At 72.4% G+C, this 17,911-nt stretch carries 15 protein-coding genes and 1 pseudogene; 5 read left to right on the top strand and 11 right to left on the bottom strand.

Features of this window, described 5'->3' with window-relative positions:
• The first annotated feature begins 64 nt into the window (after window positions 1-64).
• Window positions 65-1,549: a zinc-dependent metalloprotease gene (locus ACFYYR_RS30105; protein ID WP_388860550.1), complete on the top strand. Its 1,485-nt coding sequence runs from the start codon at window positions 65-67 to the stop codon at window positions 1,547-1,549.
• Window positions 1,550-1,833: 284 nt separating this feature from the next.
• Window positions 1,834-2,292 carry an NUDIX hydrolase gene (locus tag ACFYYR_RS30100; protein ID WP_388860724.1) on the top strand — a complete coding sequence of 153 codons (459 nt, stop codon included), beginning with the start codon at window positions 1,834-1,836 and terminating at the stop codon, window positions 2,290-2,292.
• Between the two features lie 170 nt (window positions 2,293-2,462).
• Here ACFYYR_RS30100 and ACFYYR_RS30095 read toward each other — a convergent pair whose 3' ends face one another.
• From ACFYYR_RS30095 to ACFYYR_RS30080, 4 genes are all read right to left on the bottom strand, one after another.
• Window positions 2,463-3,224 (bottom strand): AIM24 family protein, encoded by a 762-nt coding sequence (locus ACFYYR_RS30095; protein WP_388860548.1) that lies wholly within the window; start codon window positions 3,222-3,224, stop codon window positions 2,463-2,465.
• Between the two features lie 19 nt (window positions 3,225-3,243).
• Entirely contained in the window at window positions 3,244-3,927 is a 684-nt protein-coding gene (locus tag ACFYYR_RS30090) for an AIM24 family protein (protein WP_388860545.1), read from the bottom strand.
• Between the two features lie 11 nt (window positions 3,928-3,938).
• Window positions 3,939-5,747: a TerD family protein gene (locus tag ACFYYR_RS30085; protein WP_388860542.1), complete on the bottom strand. Its 1,809-nt coding sequence runs from the start codon at window positions 5,745-5,747 to the stop codon at window positions 3,939-3,941.
• Window positions 5,748-5,851: 104 nt separating this feature from the next.
• Window positions 5,852-6,448 (bottom strand): M48 family metallopeptidase, encoded by a 597-nt coding sequence (locus ACFYYR_RS30080; RefSeq protein WP_388860539.1) that lies wholly within the window; start codon window positions 6,446-6,448, stop codon window positions 5,852-5,854.
• A 706-nt stretch (window positions 6,449-7,154) separates the two neighbouring features.
• On the opposite strand from ACFYYR_RS30080, the pseudogene ACFYYR_RS30075 reads away from it, so the two are divergent.
• Together ACFYYR_RS30075 and ACFYYR_RS30070 are read left to right on the top strand one after the other, a co-directional pair.
• A pseudogene (locus tag ACFYYR_RS30075) lies at window positions 7,155-8,225 on the top strand (ThiF family adenylyltransferase); the annotation flags it as partial.
• A 112-nt stretch (window positions 8,226-8,337) separates the two neighbouring features.
• On the top strand, window positions 8,338-9,936 hold the full coding sequence (locus tag ACFYYR_RS30070) for an ABC1 kinase family protein (RefSeq protein ID WP_388860536.1): 1,599 nt from the start codon (window positions 8,338-8,340) through the stop codon (window positions 9,934-9,936).
• A gap of 224 nt (window positions 9,937-10,160) precedes the next feature.
• Here the strand turns inward: ACFYYR_RS30070 and ACFYYR_RS30065 are convergent, their stop codons facing one another.
• The 5 genes from ACFYYR_RS30065 to ACFYYR_RS30045 form a co-directional block, all read right to left on the bottom strand.
• Window positions 10,161-10,370 (bottom strand): hypothetical protein, encoded by a 210-nt coding sequence (locus tag ACFYYR_RS30065; protein WP_388860737.1) that lies wholly within the window; start codon window positions 10,368-10,370, stop codon window positions 10,161-10,163.
• A 186-nt stretch (window positions 10,371-10,556) separates the two neighbouring features.
• Complete coding sequence (locus tag ACFYYR_RS30060) at window positions 10,557-10,883, bottom strand: hypothetical protein (protein ID WP_388860533.1); 327 nt, start codon at window positions 10,881-10,883, stop codon at window positions 10,557-10,559.
• A complete protein-coding gene (locus tag ACFYYR_RS30055) occupies window positions 10,880-11,245 on the bottom strand; it encodes a WhiB family transcriptional regulator (protein WP_351514777.1) in 366 nt (121 codons plus the stop codon). The genes ACFYYR_RS30060 and ACFYYR_RS30055 overlap by 4 nt, the downstream gene beginning before the upstream one ends.
• Window positions 11,246-11,415: 170 nt before the next feature.
• Window positions 11,416-11,784, bottom strand: coding sequence for a hypothetical protein (locus ACFYYR_RS30050; RefSeq protein WP_388860529.1), 369 nt, complete (start codon window positions 11,782-11,784; stop codon window positions 11,416-11,418).
• Window positions 11,785-11,946: 162 nt separating this feature from the next.
• Window positions 11,947-14,265 (bottom strand): ATP-dependent DNA helicase UvrD2, encoded by a 2,319-nt coding sequence (locus ACFYYR_RS30045; protein WP_388860526.1) that lies wholly within the window; start codon window positions 14,263-14,265, stop codon window positions 11,947-11,949.
• A gap of 678 nt (window positions 14,266-14,943) precedes the next feature.
• On the opposite strand from ACFYYR_RS30045, the gene ACFYYR_RS30040 reads away from it, so the two are divergent.
• Window positions 14,944-15,186 carry a mycoredoxin gene (locus ACFYYR_RS30040; RefSeq protein WP_351514773.1) on the top strand — a complete coding sequence of 81 codons (243 nt, stop codon included), beginning with the start codon at window positions 14,944-14,946 and terminating at the stop codon, window positions 15,184-15,186.
• A gap of 257 nt (window positions 15,187-15,443) precedes the next feature.
• On the opposite strand, the gene nudC is transcribed toward ACFYYR_RS30040, so the two are convergent.
• Together nudC and ACFYYR_RS30030 are read right to left on the bottom strand one after the other, a co-directional pair.
• Window positions 15,444-16,388, bottom strand: a complete 945-nt coding sequence (nudC, locus tag ACFYYR_RS30035; RefSeq protein WP_388860523.1) for an NAD(+) diphosphatase — start codon at window positions 16,386-16,388, stop codon at window positions 15,444-15,446.
• Between the two features lie 50 nt (window positions 16,389-16,438).
• Window positions 16,439-17,878, bottom strand: coding sequence for a dipeptidase (locus ACFYYR_RS30030; RefSeq protein WP_388860520.1), 1,440 nt, complete (start codon window positions 17,876-17,878; stop codon window positions 16,439-16,441).
• Window positions 17,879-17,911: the final 33 nt, after the last annotated feature.

Raw genomic sequence — 17,911 nt, 5'->3', positions numbered from 1 at the left:
CTGGGTGTTGTCGGGCAGTCTCCGCCGGTCCCGGGCCGGCGGCCCCTACGAGCCGAGGAAACCCGTGAGTGACAACCCATTCGGATTCGGCCTTCCGCCGGAGGAGCCGGAAGACGGCGACGACGGCAAGAAGAAGGGGGGCCAGGGCGGCCATCAGGGCCCCGCGAATCCCTTCGGGTTCGGCGGCGGGCTCGGTGGCAACGCCGGGGACAACCCCCTCGCGGCGATGTTCGGCTCGCTGAACCCGAACGACCTGGGGGCGGCCTTCCAGCAGCTCGGGCAGATGCTCTCGTACGAGGGCGGCCCGGTGAACTGGGACATGGCCAAGGACATCGCGCGCCAGACCGTCGCCCAGGGCACCGCCGACGGCACCAAGGACTCCAGCGTCGGGCCGCACGAGCGAGGGGCCGTGGAGGAGTCCGTGCGGCTGGCCGATCTCTGGCTGGACGGTGTCACCTCGCTGCCGTCGGGTTCGGGCACCGCCGTGGCGTGGAGCCGGGCCGAGTGGGTCGAGGCGACGCTCCCGGTCTGGAAGGACCTGGTGGATCCGGTCGCCGAGCGGGTCGGCGCGGCGATGGGCGATGTGCTCCCCGAGGAGATGCAGGCCATGGCGGGCCCGCTGCTCGGGATGATGCGCTCCATGGGCGGCGCGATGTTCGGCACCCAGATCGGGCAGGCCGTCGGCATGCTGGCGGGCGAAGTGGTCGGCTCCAGCGACATCGGGCTGCCGCTGGGCCCTGCGGGCAAGGCCGCGCTGCTGCCGGTGAACATCGAGGCGTTCGGCAAGGGCCTGGGCGTCCCGCAGGAGGAGGTGCGGCTGTACCTCGCGCTGCGCGAGGCCGCCCACCAGCGGCTCTTCGCCCATGTCCCGTGGCTGCGGTCGCATCTGTTCGGCGCCGTCGAGGGCTATGCGCGGGGGATCAAGGTCGACACCGCGAAGCTGGAGGACGCGGTGGGTCAGCTGGACCCGACCCACCCGGAGCAGCTGCAGGAGGCGCTGCAGCAGGGCATGTTCCAGCCGGAGGACACCCCGGAGCAGAAGGCCGCCCTCGCCCGGCTGGAGACGGCTCTCGCCCTGGTCGAGGGCTGGGTCGACGCAGTGGTGCACGCCGCGGCGGCACCGCATCTGCCGTCCGCGGACCGGCTGCGGGAGACTCTGCGGCGGCGGCGCGCCAGCGGCGGCCCGGCGGAGCAGACCTTCGCCACGCTGATCGGGCTGGAGCTGCGGCCGCGCCGGCTGCGGGACGCCTCCCGGCTGTGGGCGTCGCTGACGGACGCCCGCGGTGTCGACGGCCGGGACGGTCTGTGGGCCCACCCGGACATGCTGCCGACGGCCCAGGACCTGGACGACCCCGACGGGTTCGTGCACGGCGAGCAGATGGACTTCTCGGAGATCGACAAGATGCTCGGGGAGGCCGCGAGCGGCGGGAAGCCGCGGCTCGACAAGGACGGTGCCCAGGACGGCAGCGCACCGGGCGAGGACGCGCGGGGCGAGTCGGACAAGGGCGACGGAACGGGCCGGGACGGCGAGGGCGACAGCGAGAAGTGAGCCTGCACAGGAACGCGGCCCGGGTCCTGACGAACTGGAGCCCGCGGCGGGGGGCCGGCGACGTCCCGTCGGCGGTGACGGCTCCCGGCGGCCCGCCCGGTGGCGGCACCTCCGGTGACCCGCGGGGAGCGGGGGCTTCCGCCGAGGGCCCGTCGGCGGGTTCCTCCGCCGAGCTGCGGCCGGCGGAGTCCCATGCCCGTCATGAGTCCCACGCCTGTCATGAGTCCCACGCCCGTCATGACGCCAAGGCCCGGGAGGAGTCCCACGCCCGGGAGCAGGAGGAGCTGCGGCAGGCGTACCTGGACCACCTGGACACGTACCCGGACGGCATGTGGAAGGCCTGCCGGGACGGTCATCTCACGGCGAGTGCCCTGGTGATCGACCCGGACGCCGGGCGGGTGCTGCTGACCCTGCACCGCAAGCTGCGGATGTGGCTCCAGATGGGCGGGCACTGCGAGCCGCAGGACGCGACCCTGGCGGGGGCCGCCCTGCGGGAGGCCACCGAGGAGTCCGGGATCACCGGGCTCACGCTGCTGCCCGGCGGTCCGGTGCGCCTGGACCGCCACCACACCCCGTGCGCCTGGCATCTCGACGTGCAGTACGCCGCGCTCGCGCCGGGCGGCGCGGTCGCGGCGATCAGTGACGAGTCGTTGGACCTGCGCTGGTTCGGCTACGACGAGGTGCCCGGTGTCGCGGACGCCTCGGTCGTGCGGCTGGTGGAGCGCACCCGCGCCCTGCTCTGACCGGGCGGCGTCCACGCCCGGCCAGGGCATCCGCGCCGCAACCGTATGGGGCGCGCGGCGGCCTTATGGGGCGCGCCGCTGCCCCGCCCGGACGGGCCGCGCCCGCGCCCCGATACGAGGTGCGCGGGCGCGGCCCGTCCGTTCGCGGTCCGTCCGTTCGTCGGCCGCCGTCAGCGGTTGGTCCAGACGTTGCCCTGGTTCTGCCCGTGGGCACCGTGCTGGCCCATGCCGTACTGGGCGCGCATCCCCTGACCGATCACCGCGTTCTGCGGCGGCAGCAGCTCGCTGGGCTGGACCAGGGCGTACCCCTGACCGAGGAAGTTGAGCTCCCAGCCCTCCCCGGTGTTGCCCCGGCGCCGGAAGACACCCGCGGAGTGGGTCTGTGCCTGCATCTGCACCCGCAGCGAGCTCGACCAGGCGACGATGGCGTCCGCGTCGGCGTTGACATACTTGTCCGGGGTGACCTGGAGCATCAGCGGCTGGCCGGAGGTCATCAGCGCGACCTTGCCCCGGCCGGTGATCTGCAGGTTGTACTTGCCGGACCCGGATATGCCGAACTGGCTGTCCACCGCGATCACCTCGCTGTTCAGCGCGGAGTCCAGCGCCAGGACATAACTGCTGTCCACGGTCAGTCCGGTGTGGTCGACATCGACCACATGCACGTACTGGGCGAGGTTGGCCAGGTAGACGGTGCCCTGCCCCGAGCAGCGCATCAGGTCGAGGCCTTCACCGGTGTGCGCCCGGGCACGCTGCTGCCCCGGGGTCCGGTACTCGGCGTCGAACTCGATGATCCCCTGGTAGGCGACCATCGTGCCCTTCCGGGCGAGGACGTCCTCGTGACCGCTCAGGGCGACCCGCAGCAACTGCGGGTTCTGCAGGGCGTAGCGGTCCTGGGCCTCGGTCTCGGTGAAGCCGAAAAGTGGACTCTGCATGGTGTGTTCGCTCTCCCCCTCAGCCCCGGGCCCGGAGCCGGTCGGTGCTGTCCTCGCTCGGCTGGACGACGACGAATCCCTGGCCGGAGAACCCGATCTGGTACGCCTCGCCGCTGCCCCGCCCGATCATGGAGGAGGCCTTGAAGCTGCGCTTCCCCTTCATCTTGAGACCGGTGGACCAGGCGACGAGCGCGTCCGGGTCGACATAGGTCTCGTCCTCGCCGCTGCCGCAGTCGACCACGATCGGGGTGCCGCGGGAGGTCAGGGCGACCCATCCGGTGCCGGAGACACCGACGTTGAACAGTCCCTGACCTGCGAATTTGGCCATGCCCTTGACCCGCTGGACGCCCCACTGGAGGTGGGCGTCGAAGGCGAGCAGGTTGGTGCCGTTCACCGAGAGGGCGTCGTTGTCGAGGTTGAGGCAGACGACGTCGGCGCCGTAGTCGGCGAGAAAGAGCAGGCCGTCACCGCTGCACTTCATCAGCGGGGCACCCTCGCCGGTGAGCCACTGCGAGGCCATCTGACGGACGGCGGGCGGGTTCGGCTCGTACTGGACGAAGCCTTCGTACGCGACCATCGAGCCGGTGCGTGCGAAGAGGTCCTGGCCGCTCTGCATGGCGACCTTGAGCATGCTGCGCCCGTGGTTCTCCATCCGGGCTGCCATCGGGGCCGGGGCGCAGCCCGCGATCAGTTGCTGGTCCATGACGGGCTCCTTCAGACCTCGTAGGGCTGGACGACGATGAAATTGCCGGGGGCGCCGCGGAACTGGAGGTTCACGGTCTCACCGCTGTGGCCCGGGTAGGCGTGCCGGCTGATCCGCACCTGGCTGGAGATGATCACCTGCGCGGCCGCGGACCAGGCGACGATCGCGTTGCTGTCGGCGAAGGTGGTGGGGGTGACCGGCAGGACCACCGGAACCCCCTGGGTCTTCACCACGACGGTGCCGGTGCCATGGAACTGCATCGTGAACAGCGCACCGCCGGGGATGCCGTGGCCCTCGATCCGCCGCACCTCGTGCTGCAGGGTCTCGTCGAAGGCGAGGACGTTCTCGGCGGAGACGCAGATCGAGTCTCCCTGGAGCTCGATCGGGTGGATGTGCGCGCCGTTCTCCGCGAAGAACACCTGGCCCCGGCCGGAGCAGCGCATGAGCTGCATCTCCTGGCCGGTGGCACTGCCGATGACCCGGCCGCGGAAGCCCGCGCCCTTGTAGCCGAAGTCGACCTTGCCCTGGTACAGCACCATGCTGCCCTGGCGGGCGAGGACGGGCTGCGCGTCGGCGCCGAGGTCGACCCTGATGAGCTGCTGGTTCTGCAGGGCCCAGCGCTGTCCGGTGGGTGCCTCACGGAACTTCTGGAGCCCAGCACCGAGACCGGGGCCGCCGCCGGCCGGCGGCATGCCGGGCGCCTGGCCGGGCAGGCCCGACGCCATGGGCTGGGCGGGCTGCCCATAGGGAGCCGGAGCGGGGGCACCCTGCTGCCCGTAGGGGGCCGGAGCGGGAGCGCCGGGGTGACCGTACGGGCCCGGCTGAGCGGGGAACTGGCCCGGCACGCCGTGCGGGCCCTGGGGAGCCATCGGAGTCTGGGGAGGTTGCGGGGCCTGGGGATGCTGCGGGACCTGGGGAGCCTGCGGGGCCTGGGTGACGCCCGGCGCCTGGCCGTACGGCTGCTGCTGCCCCGGGTACGGCCCCGGCTGAGCGGGCGGCGGGACCTGGTCGCCGGGTGCGGTCCGGTCCGGCGGCGGTGCCAGCGGAGCGGCCACGGTGGGGGCCGCGTGCACCGGCGGGGACGGCGGAGTGGCGGGGGCCGGATCGGGCTGGGTGGGGACCGCGGGTGCCGGAGCAGGTGCAGGTGCAGGGGTCTGAGCCGGGGCCGGGGCGGGCGCAGGAGCCGGGGCCGGGGCGGGGGCCGCCGGTGGGGCGAATCCCGGTACGGGCGCGGCCTCCTGTGGCGGCGCGAAGGCCGGTGCGGCCGCGGGCGGCTGCTCGGGGGATTCCTCCTCCAGCACTTCGCCGCCGAAGTGCTTCAGCAGCGCCTCCAGGCCACCGTCGAAGCCCTGGCCGACCGCCGCGAACCGCCAGCCGTCCTTCCGGTAGAAGTCGCCCAGCATCACCGCGCGTTCGGTGCTGAACTCCGCGCCGGTGAAGGAGTAGCGGACGACTTCCTCGCCACCTGCCACGATGCGGATGTAGCCCGGACCGGTCTGCGACATCTGCCCGGCGCCGTCGAGCGTGGCGGTGAAGGAGAGCTTGTGGATGCCCTCCGGGACGGCGTCGAGGGTGACCCGGAAGGACTCCGTGTCCCCGGCCTGCGCCCCGAGCAGCTGAATCGACTCCTCGGGCGACTTCGGCTGGTTGAAGAAGACGAAGTACCGGTCGTCCGACAGCCGTTCATCGGCGTCGATGCCGAAGCAGCTGATGTCGAAGGACAGCCCGGGACCGGATATCTGAACACCGATGTACAGATCCGTCCCCGCTGTCAGATCACTGACCCTGGCCTTGTGGCCGCGTTGGAATTCCCTGGCCATACGTAACGACCGTCCCCCATCCGAGCTGTGAAGTGCGTTGCGTCAGGCTAACGGCTCGCACCGAGAGGCGACGATCCCTGTGGACAACGACGGGCGCCCGGGCCCTACTCGTTCCCGTCCGCGTCCAGTTGCGGCAGCCGGCCGGCCGCGGCCACGCCTTCGAGATAGCCGCGGGCCCGCTCGGTGCGCGGATAGGCCTTCAGCAGTTCCCAGAAGCGGGCTCCGTGGCCCGGCACCAGCAGATGGGCCAGTTCGTGGAGGAGGACGTAGTCGATGACGTATCCGGGCATTCCCTTGAGCCGGTGCGACAGCCGGATGCTGCCCTCGGCCGGGGTACAGGATCCCCAGCGGGTGTTCTGATTGGTGACCCAGCGGACGCTCACGGGCCGGGCCCGGCCGTCCAGATACTGATTCGACAGCTGGTCGGCCCGGTCCGCGAGCTCGCTGTCGCTCAGCATCCGCTTGCTCTCCTGCGCCGCCAGTTTGTCCAGCATGACGGTCACCCAGCGCCGCTCCTCGGCCTCGGACATGCGGGCCGGAATCAGGACGATGGTGCGGTCGCCCTCGCGATAGGCGGAGACCGTACGCCGCCGGCGGGCACTTCTGCGGACCTCGACCGGGCCCGTCCCCGAAGCGGGGTCGGTCCGGCCGGAGGGGAGGCGCGGGGCGCTTCCGGAGCGGTGCAGTGGATCGGCGGGCACGTGCCGAACGGTACCGGCTGGAGTGGGACGGCGTCCCTCCCCCGGAACGGTTCACGAAGGATCACCCCACGGCGTGCACCGTTTGAACGACTAACACCCACTGCCTGTGGATAACTTTGCGCGGCGTTCGGCCGGTCACGGCATGCTGAGTGCGGTCGGCCGGGCTTCGGCCGAGCGACCCGACGGGGGGCGAGTGATGCATCCGATGCTCAAGCCCGCGCTGCGGCGCGGCTGGCGCAACCGGGAGAGCGTCCAGTTCGGTGTGACGCCGGCGCATGCGGTGCTGCTGGGGCCGGTGGACACGGCGACGGGCAGCTTCCTGAATCTGCTCGACGGCACACGGGGGCTGCCGCTGCTGCGGCAGCAAGCCGAGGCCATGGGCCTGACGGCACAGCGGGCGGACGAAGTGGTGCGCCGACTGTGCGCCGCCGGCCTGTTGGACGACCCCACGGCGGACGCGGAGGGGACCACCGGCTTCATCGGCGGAACGGACCCTTCCGCCCCTGCGGACCTCACACACGCAGTGGGTTCCACGGGCCGCGGGGAGGCGACGGATCGGGGCGGCTCCACGGACTCCGTGGCCACTGCGGACCATCCGGAGACAGCACGCTCCACGGCATGCGCGGACCGTGCGGAACGTGCGGGCGGTGCCGGCTCCGCGAGCCGAACGGGTGCCTCCGGTGCGACGGATCGGTGGTGTGCCCCGATGGCCCCGCCTCCAGGGCAGTCGGCCCACTCAGCCACCGGAAGCGGCCCCGTCGGCTCGGCACCCTGGCCCGGACGGGCCGGCTCTGGTCCGCCCCCGGGGCCGACGGGCTCAACTCCCGGAGATGCCTGGGCCGGAGCCGCTCATCGGACCGCATCCGCCCGCAGGGCCGGCGCCGTGAGGCGACGGGCCGGTTCGGAAGGCGCTCCCTCCTCCGGCCCGGCTGCCCGCCTCGACCGGGCCTCGGTCCGGGACCGCTTACGTCCGGATCTGGCGTCGCTGTCGGTGGTGCACCCTGAGCCGGGCGCAGCGGTACGCCGTATGCGGGCGCGAGCGGCCATACGCGTGCACGTCCGGGGAGCGGGCCGGGTGGGGACCGCGATCGCCGCGGCGCTGTCCGCCTCCGGAGTGGGCGAGGTCGAGGTCACGGACGGCGGCTGTGTCGAGCCGTGGGACGTGGGGCCGTCCGGAATGCCCGCCGAAGCCATCGGTGAGCGGCGCAGCATCGCCGCACGACGGGTCGTACGGGCCTGTGCGCCCGGTCCCCGGCCACGACGGTCCGGCTCGGCCTCCGCGGGAGGAACGGATGCGGGGGCCGCACTCGTCGTCCTCGCCCCACGCGACGGGCTCGCCGCCTACGCACCCGACCCGGCCTCCGCCGAGGAGCTGATGGCGTCGGGCACGCCCCATCTGTATTCGGGCGTGATCGAGGGAACCGGTGTCGTCGGTCCGCTGGTGCTGCCGGGTGACTCGCCGTGTGCCCAGTGCCTGGCTCTGGGCCGGGCCGAACAGGAGCCCGTATGGCCCCGCATGCTCGCCCAGTGGCGGTCGGGGCGCACCGGCGCGGCCGCGGTGGCCTGCGACACCGGACTCGCCACGCTGGTCGCCGGCCTGGCCGCCTCCCATGCCCTGACGTTTCTCGACGGGAGACTCCCGGTGTGCGCGGGGGCGCGGCTGGAGTTCGCCCTGCCCGATCTGGCCTGGGAGCCACGGCCGGTGGACCCGCATCCGAGCTGCGGCTGCGGCGCCCGCCCGGCTGCCCCGGTGCCGGCCGCGGCAGCCGGATCAGGTGAAGGCGCCTCCGCGGAGCCCGCACCGCACGGGACAATGACCACGTACCGCGGTGCGCGGCGTGGCCCCGGGGGTAACTCTCCGGGAGAGTGCAGTGGAGTTGGAGGGGCGCATGTCTGATCTTCCCCGCAAGGCGGTCACCCGTACCGCCAAGTTGGCCGCACTGCCCCTGGGTTTCGCCGGACGTGCCACCTGGGGGCTGGGCAAGCGGATCGGTGGACGTTCGGCGGAGATCGTCGGACGGGAGCTGCAACAGCGCACTGCCGAGCAGCTGTTCAAGGTCCTGGGCGAGCTCAAGGGCGGCGCCATGAAGTTCGGGCAGGCGCTCTCGGTCTTCGAGTCCGCGTTGCCGGAGGAAGTGGCCGGCCCCTACCGGGCAGCGCTGACCAAGCTCCAGGAAGCGGCGCCCCCGATGCCGGTCCGGACGGTCCACTCGGTTCTCCAGGAGCGGCTCGGCGAGGACTGGCGTGAGCTCTTCGAGGAGTTCGAGGACAAGCCGGCAGCCGCAGCGTCCATCGGGCAGGTGCACCGCGCCGTATGGCACGACGGACGGGAGGTCGCCGTCAAGGTGCAGTACCCGGGCGCGGGCGAGGCCCTGCTGTCGGATCTCAACCAGTTGGGGCGGTTCGCCCGGATGCTGGGGCCGCTGATTCCGGGCATGGACATCAAGCCGCTCATCACCGAGCTGCGTGACCGGGTGTCGGAGGAGCTGGACTACGCGCTGGAGGCAGAGGCCCAGCGGGCACACGCGGCCGAATTCGCCGACGACCCGGATGTGGTCGTACCCGATGTGGTGTTCCAGGGGGACGAGGTACTCATCACCGAGTGGATGGACGGGGTACCGCTCTCCGAGGTCATAGCCGGCGGCGGCCAGGCGGAGCGGGACCGCGCCGGCCAGTTGCTGGCTCGTTTCCTCTTCTCCGGAACGGCGCGCACGGGTCTGCTGCACGCGGATCCGCACCCGGGCAACTTCCGCCTGCTGGTCGGCGACGCCCCCGACGGTCCGCCCGAGAAGTGGCGGCTGGGCGTGATGGACTTCGGCACTGTCGACCGGCTGCCGGACGGCTTGCCACCGACCATCGGTACCGCGCTGCGGATGACCCTGGAGGGCGACGCCGAGTCGGTCTACGCCATGCTCTGCGACGAGGGCTTCGTCAAACCCACGATCGACCTGCAGCCGGACGCCGTACTGGACTATCTGCTGCCGATCATCGAGCCCGCCCGGGTGGAGGAATTCACCTTCACCCGCAGCTGGATGCGGACGCAGGCCGCACGGATCGCCGACCCCAGGTCACCCGCCTACCAGTTGGGCCGCCAGATCAATCTGCCGCCGGCCTACCTGCTGATCCACCGAGTGACCCTGAGCACCATCGGCGTGCTCTGTCAGCTGGGTGCTGCCGTACGGCTGCGGGATGAGCTGATCGCCTGGGTGCCCGGATTCGATGCCGGGGAAGAGACGGCGGAGGAGCCAGGGCTGGAGAGCGACGGACTGGACGCAGACGGGCTGGACGGAGACGGGCTGGAGCAGGCCGACTCGCAGGATGCGCAGCCGGAGAGCCAGGCGGAGGAGGGCACGACCGAGGCAGCGGACCGCGTCGGCGCCGCAGAGGGCGAACCCGAGGGGAACGGAACCTCCGAAGGCGGGCCCGAGAAGGGCCGGGCAAAAGGGAACAGCGGCAGCACGACCCAAGCCGACGGGCCGGCCATCTGACCGCCTGATCCGAGCGAACGGACCGGGTAGGTCAACCGGGCCGATGCGGCGGACGACTGGTGAGCGGCAAGCTCGGCGGGATGGCACCCGAAGGGCAGGCAGCCTGGGGGATGCCGGGACGGCTCCAGCCGGTCTCGGGCTGCTGCTGTCATCGCCACCGTCCGCGGCGGCTTCTCACCCGTACGGCGGGCGCCCGGCCGGGCCAACGGCCCGGCACGCCGCGGTCACCACCAGGACGAGTCGAGGCGTCCTTCGATGGCGCGGAGGTTGTCCCGGGCGCAGTCGTCGCAGAAGTAGTGCCGGCTGCCGTTCTCCACGGAGCAGGTCCACGTCACCGGGGGCTGAGGCCCGGCCGCCTCGGTGCCGCACCGGGAACACACCATGGTCTGCTTCTCGGCACCCTGCTGCGCAGCGTGATGAGTCTGCTGGTTCACCTTTCGACGATATCTCCGTGGAAGGTCCGGGGCAGGCGCAACGCACCGCCGGACCGACCCGACGCCCACCGCACGGCAGGCACACGGCACGCACACGGCGCGGCAGGAATAGCGCACGGCGGGCGCAACGCACCGCGGGGCCGGTTCGGCGAACCGGCCCCGCTCAGTGGCATGACGCCGCCGTGATCAGTTCATGACGGCCATGGCCAGGGCACGCCGGGCCCGCAGCGAGGCGCGCTCGGCCCGGCGCTGCATGCGACGGGCGGCGACCAGGCGCAGGGCCGGGCGTTCGGACTCGGCCTCGTGCAGCCGGTCTTGCATATGGGCACGGGCCAGGGCTTCTGGGATGAGTTGCATGTCTCGGGTCCTGTTCTGGCGCGAGGTCTTCACCCCGGCGGTGGTACGGGCTGGGCTTTCGGTGACGGACGGCTCGTGGGCGGACGGCTTCATCGTCGGGACCTGCTTCGTGGGTTCGTGCTTACGGGGACGGTCGATCGTTCCGAGGGTGGTCATGCTGCGACCGGGTTCTTCCGCGGGCGACCACGCGGCCGCTTCCTCGGTACGACCACGCCCTGGACGAAGAGCTCACCGCCCCAGACGCCCCACGGCTCACGCCGGTCCTTGGCGCCCGCGAGGCAGGCCTCACGCAGCGGACAGGTCTGGCAGAGCGACTTGGCGTATTCGACGTCGGCCGGGGACTCGGCGAAGAAGACCTCCGGGTCGTACGAGCGGCAGGGAATGAGCTCACCGAGGCGCTCGATCTCGTCGTCGAGCGCGGTGAGCTGGGTCAGCTGAGTCAAGGGGACCTCCGAAGGGCCGGGCGGCGGGATCACAGGGTCGTGCGGTACGGACGGGGCGTGCGCGGGGCTGGGCACGGGCGGTGTCTTCCTCGTCTGTCGGCCCGGCCTGGTGGGCCGGGGTGTTCGGTCGGTACCGGGTGACTTCCGCATCCGACGCGGAGACGTTGTGTTCTCCGGCAACGGAAAGGGCCGCGGATCCCGGTTCGGGTTCCGCGGCCCTGGAAGGTGCCGACCTGATCTTGCGATCAGGCTGGATCTCTCCAGGGTTCGAGGCCACGGAAGGCCCGCATCTTGTGGTGCTCGGCCGCAGAGGTCGTGCCGCCGGCGAAACCGCCGTCGGCCCACGTCTGCTGGAGGTCGGCACCCTTGGCCGCAAAGGCATAGGCCGATGCCTGTGCCTCTACTGCCGCCGGTGCCTGGGTCGGTCGCTCATTGCGCACAGCAATACGACGCTCATCGAGACGCGCTTCGGCGCCACCGGACAGGCCGGAGATGCTCAGCTCCTGGTAGCCCTGGGGGATACCAGCGAGGGGCGAGACGGACCGAAGCGCGGAGACGCTCGACAGGCAGGAGGCGACGACCTTACGACCGGCCATGCTGGTGATGCTGATCATTTGGAATCGCCTCCTCTCGGCGTCTCGGGGACTGGTCGGGACCAGTCCGTCGGGGCTCAGGACAACACGGCTGCAAGGGCTTGGAGAAGCCCTTGCCTCCGTGTTCGGAAGGCTATGGGGATTCCTGTGGCCCGCGCAAACTATTTTTTCGACGAGTTCGTATCAGTCGTCCGCGACGTCCTCGGAGCTGTGCCGGAGACGGTCGTCCGGCGCGTCGCCGACGTCGGTTCCGGCGTCCGCGACAGGGGAGTGCGCCGGATCGTCCCCCGCGCACAGGGCCAGGACATCCGCACCGAACCGGTCGAGCTTGCGCCGGCCCACTCCGGCGATGATGACGAGTTCCGACGCCTCGTCCGGCACTGCTTCGGCGATGGCCAACAGCGTCTTGTCGGTGAAGACGCAGTAGGCGGGCTGCCCGAGCTCCACCGCCCGCTCCGAGCGCCACTCGCGCAGCCGCTCGTACAGCCCCTCGTCGAGTTCGGAGGGGCAGCCCTCGCAGCGCATCAGCTTCATCTCACCCGCGTCGGTGAGCGTGCGCCCGCACACCCGGCAGCGGACCGGTCCGCGTTTCACCCGCCTCGACGCGCCGGTGCCGCCCCGCACCACGCCGCCGGCGCTGCCGCCGCGGGACGCCGCGCCCCGTGCGACGGGGCCCCGGAGCTCCTGGACGAAGCGGCTGGGCCGACGGTTCGCGCGCCCGCCCGGCGACCGCGAGAGCGACCAGGAGAGGCCGAGGTGGATCCGCGCCCGGGTGACCCCTACATAGAGGAGACGGCGTTCCTCCTCGATCTGCTCGTCGGTCTTCGCGTAGGTGATCGGCACGATGCCCTCGGTGAGACCGGCCAGGAACACGGCATCCCACTCCAGGCCCTTCGCCGCGTGCAGCGAGGCGAGGGTGACGCCCTCGACCGTCGGGGCGTGCTGGGCAGCGGCCCGTTCGTCGAGCTCCGTGACGAGGTCGGCGAGGGTCGGGGGCCCGGCGCCGGCGGCGGCACGGGCGGCGGAGAACTGCTCGGCCAGCCGGACCAGCGCCGCCAGGGACTCCCAGCGGTCCCGTACCGCGCCGGAGCCGGCCGGTGGCTGGGGTGTCCAGCCCTTGGTGCCCAGCACGGCGCGCACCTGGGAGGGCAGATCGGCCGCGTCCTCCAGGAGGGGGTCGTTGCCACCCGCCCGCGCGGCCCCCCGCAGGGCGACGCCCGCCTCACGGACCTCCGGGCGCTCGAAGAACCGCTCGGCGCCCCGCAGCTGATAGGGGATGCCGTGATCGGCGAGGGCCTGCTCGTAGACCTCCGACTGGGCGTTGATGCGGTAGAGCACCGCGATCTCGCTCGCCGGGACGCCGCCGCCTCCCTGCTCGTGCGGCGTCATCAGCTCCCGGATGCGGCGTGCGATGCCTTCCGCCTCGGCCGGTTCGTCGGTGTACTCGGTGTGGACCGGCTCGGGGCCCGGTCCGCGCTGCGAGACCAGCTCCAGGCGGTGTTCGGCAGCGCGCCCCTTGGCGCGGCCCATCAGGTTGTTGGCGAGGTGCACGACCTGGGGGGTGGAGCGGTAATCGCGGACGAGCCTGACGACGGTGGCGTGCGGGTGCCGGGTGCGGAAGTTGAGCAGATGGTCGGGGGTGGCGCCGGTGAACGAGTAGATGGTCTGGCCGGCGTCGCCGACCACGCAGAGGCTGTCCCGGTCGCCGAGCCACAGGTCGAGCAGCCGCTGCTGGAGCGGGCTGACGTCCTGGTACTCGTCGACGACGAAGTGCTGGTACTGGCTGCGCACGGTGTCCGCGATGTCGTGCCGGTCCTGCAGCACGCCGACGGTCAGCAGCAGCACGTCCTCGAAGTCGATGACACCGCGGTCCCGCTTCAGCTGCTCGTACGTGCCGTAGATCCCGGCGATCTCGGCGGGATCGCGCGGGGCCTCCCGGCCGGACTTGGTGACGGCGGCGGGGTAGTCCTCGGGCACCGTCTGGGTGACCTTCGCCCACTCGACCTCGCCGGTGACGTCCCGCAGCTCGTTGCGGTCGAGGCGGATCCGGCAGCGGGCGGCCGCCTCCGCGACCAGCTGGACCTTGCGCTCCAGCAGCCGGGGCAGGTCCCCGCCGACCGCACGCGGCCAGAAGTACTGGAGCTGACGCAGTGCGGCCGAGTGGAACGTGCGGGCCTGAACCCCGGCCGCCCCGAGCTGGCGGAGCCGGCCGCGCATCTCCCCGGCCGCCCGGTTGGTGAAGGTGACGGCGAGCACACTGGACGGCTGGAGCACTCCGGAGCGGACGCCGTAGGCGATGCGATGGGTGATCGCCCGGGTCTTGCCGGTGCCCGCGCCGGCCAGCACGCAGACCGGTCCGTGCAGGGCGGTGGCGACCTCGCGCTGCTCGGGGTCGAGTCCGTCGAGCACCGCGTCGGCCGAGTCGGGAACCGCCGGGAAGAGGGGGGTGGGGCTTCCCGTGCCGGGCGTGGCGGAGGCGAGAGGACCGTTGCTTGCTGTCACCCCGCCATGCTGCCAGGTCGCCCGGAACGGCCGGGAGGGTTGTCCACAGCCGCAGCCGCCCGGTCGTACCGCAGCCGAGGGGTGTGGATGCGGGGACGCGGGGGTGGGGAGGGGCGGGGGATGCTGCGGTGAGCGAGGACAGGGGCCTCCCACCCGGGCGGGGACACTCCCGGCGTCGGACGGGCCTGGCGGTGGCGATGGGAGAACCGGTGGCGATGGCGGGCTGCGGTGGCGATGTTGTCGGTGCGTGGTGGCGATGTTGTCGGTGCGTGAGGGCCCTGTCCGGGCGCAGGGGCTGTGCTGTGTAGGCGCGTGAGGGGCCTGTCCGGGCGCAGGAGCTGTGCTGTGTAGGCGCGTGAGGGCACTGTCCGGGCGCGGGGGGCTGTGGCTGTGTGCGGGGGCCGTGTCGGTGCGCGGGGGCGCTGTCAGAGCGCCCGGCCACCCAGGTCCATCCAGCAGCCCGGCCCGCGCCGCATGTGCCGTTGCTCACGGTCCGCCCGGGCGGTGCTGCTCCGCCGGTGTTCCCGGAGCCGCCCCGCCGCAGGCCTCTGCCGCGTTCGTGCCCCTTCGCGGCGCCGTCGTGTAGCGTCGCGCGGATACCCCGGAGGGGAATGCCCCGCAATGATTGAGCGTTCCACTACCGACCGTCACATCCGACCACAAGGAGCGCGAGGACCGATGCAGGGCACTGTGACGATGTACAGCACGACGTGGTGCGGCTACTGCCGTCGGCTGAAGAGCCAGATGGACCGCGAAGGCATTGCGTACACCGAGATCAACATCGAGCTGGACCCCGAGTCGGCCTCCTTCGTGGAGAAGGTCAACAACGGCAACCAGCTCGTGCCGACCGTGCTCTTCCCCGATGGTTCCGCTCTCCCGAACCCGTCCCTGGCCCAGGTCAAGGAGAAGATCGGCGCCTGACCGGGAGCGGGCCGCGCCCCCGAAGGCGACGGCCCGGGGTATCCCGAGGCCGGGACATGCGGCCGCGTACGACCGTCCCGGAACCCCTCCGGATGCGGGGCCCGGCCACAGGCCAAGCCCCGGAGCCACCCTCCGGGGCCGTAGCGCCCCGGCCGGCACCACCCGGGGCCGTCCGGCTCACCCGGCCACCCGGCCACCCGGCCACCCGGCCACCCGGCCGAAGGCCACCGCAGCTCGCTGCCCGTGGGCGGCCCCGCTCAGCGCGGGCAGCCCGCGGGCAGCGGCTTTCCGTACCAGAGCTCCACCAGCCGGGCAGCGATCGAGATGCCGGACGGGGGCAGCACCTCGCCCGACTCGAACGCCGCGGTCAGCTCGTCGCGGGAGAACCACCGCGCCTCGTGGATCTCCTCGCCGTCGACCTGGATGCGCGGGGAGGTGGCACGCGCCATGAAGCCGAGCATCAGGCTGGACGGGAAGGGCCACGGCTGGCTGGCGACGTACTCCACCTCACCGACCGTGACACCCGCCTCCTCGAAGACCTCCCGCGCCACCGCGTGCTCGATCGACTCCCCCGGCTCCACGAACCCCGCCAGCGTCGAGAAGCGGCCCTCCGGCCAGTGCATCTGGCGGCCGAGCAGCGCCCGGTCCTCGGCGTCCGTGACCAGCATGATCACTGCGGGGTCGGTGCGGGGGTAGTGCTCCGCGCAGCACGCCGGGCAGCGCCGGACGTGGCCCGCCGCCGCGACCACCGTGCGCTCGCCGCAGCGCGAACAGAAGCGGTGCAGCCGCTGCCAGTTCTCCAGCGCGACGGCGTGCGCCATCAGCGCGCCGTCCCGCTCCGACAGCAGGGCCCCCGCCTCGCGCAGCCCGGCCGGGCGCGCCGACTGGTCCATCCGCCCCGGGAGCGCGTCCTTCTGCAGCGCGAAGTAGCGGACCCCGTCCGCGTCCGTGCCCAGGAAGTAGCGGTGCGTCTCGGTCGGCGGCGCCTCGAACGCGGGCGTCATGACGAGTTCGGTGCGGCCGTCGGGGGTGTCGTCGACCAGGGCCTGCCCACCGGAGACCACGAAGACCCGCGTCGTGGGATGGCTCCACGCCGCGGCCAGCCACGCCTCGTCCAGACGGTGGTGCGCCGCGCGGTCGATGCCGCTCGCGCCGGTGAGGCTGATCTGCGGAACTGTGGTGCGGTCGGTCCAGGTGGTCACAGCTGCTTCCAACTCCCCATACGGGACATGTGGTTCGACGGGACTGCGCGTCACCGGCGCGAGGTGCCGGGCGCAGCCTGCGAGCGCCCATTCTCCGCCAGATCGGTCCAGAGGTACGCGGCGGTTTCGACGCCCTTCATCAGGAGGTCCAGTTCGACCTTCTCGTTGGGGGCGTGCCAGCCGTCCGACGGCACCGAGATGCCCAGGAAGAGCACCGGCGCCCCGAGCACGTCCTGGAGGTCGGCGGCCGGTCCGGAACCGCCCTCACGGGTGAACCGGATCTTCTGTTCGAAGGCGCGGCCCATGGCCCGGACGACGGACTGGAGCGCCGGGTGGTCCAGCGGGGTGAGGCAGGGCCGGGTGGCGCCCCAGAAGGTGATCTCGTGCCGGATACCGGTCGGGAGCCGGGCCGCGACCCACTCCCGTACGGTCTGCTGGACCTTCTCCGTGTCCATGCCGGCCACCAGCCGGAAGGACAGCTTCAGCTGCGCGTGGGACGGCACGATCGTCTTGCCGCCGGGGCCCTGGTAGCCGCCGCCGATGCCGTTGACCTCGGCCGTCGGGCGGGCCCAGATCCGCTCCAGGGTGGTGTGGCCCGCCTCGCCGAGCGTCGCGCCGGAGTGGGCGGTGCGCAGCCACTGGTCCTCGTCGAAGGGCAGCTCGGCGAAGAGCTCCCGCTCCCGGTCGGTCAGCTCGATCACCCCGTCGTAGAAGCCGGGGATCGCGACGCGGCGGTCCGCGTCGTGCAGGGCGGCGGCGAGCCGGGCGGCCTCGGTGGCCGGGTTCGGGACCGCGCCGCCGAAGGAGCCCGAGTGGATGTCCTGGGCGGGCCCGTACAGGTCGATCTGGCAGTCCGCGAGCCCGCGCATCCCGGTGCACACGGTGGGGGTGTCCGCGGACCACATGCCGGTGTCGGAGACGATCACGGCGTCGCAGCCGAGCCGTTCGGCGTGCTCACGGATCAGGGCGGGGAAGTTCGGCGACCCGGACTCCTCCTCGCCCTCGATCAGCAGCTTGAGGTTGACGGCCGGGGCGGTGCGGCCGGTGGCGGCGAGGTGCGCGCGGACGCCCAGGGTGTGGAAGAAGACCTGGCCCTTGTCGTCCGCGGCCCCCCGGGCGTGCAGCCGGCCGTCGCGGATGACGGGCTCGAACGGTTCGGTGTGCCAGCCGTCCTCGCGCGCGGCGGGCTGGACGTCGTGGTGGCCGTAGACGAGGACGGTCGGGGCGTCCGGGTCGCCCGACGGCCACTCGGCGAAGACCGCGGGGGCTCCGGGACCGTCCGCACCGGCCGGCGGCGTCCAGACCTCGGCGACCGGGAAGCCGGTCCCGCGGAGCTTCGCGGCCAGCCACTCGGCGCTGCGCCGCACGTCCGCCGCGCGGGCCGGGTCGGCCGACACGGAGGGTATGCGCAGCCACTCCACGAGGTCGTCGAGGAAGGCGGTGCGGTGCTCTTCTATGTACGCGCGGACGGCGCTGTCCGGGAAGGTCATGGCTGCGAGCCTATCCGGCCCGGTGAACCGCCC

It is taken from the genome of Streptomyces sp. NPDC001922, from assembly GCF_042891165.1.
Taxonomy (GTDB): Bacteria; Actinomycetota; Actinomycetes; order Streptomycetales; family Streptomycetaceae; genus Streptomyces.
The sequence above is the reverse complement of the archived record's forward strand: the minus strand, read 5'-3'. Positions and strand labels throughout refer to the sequence as shown.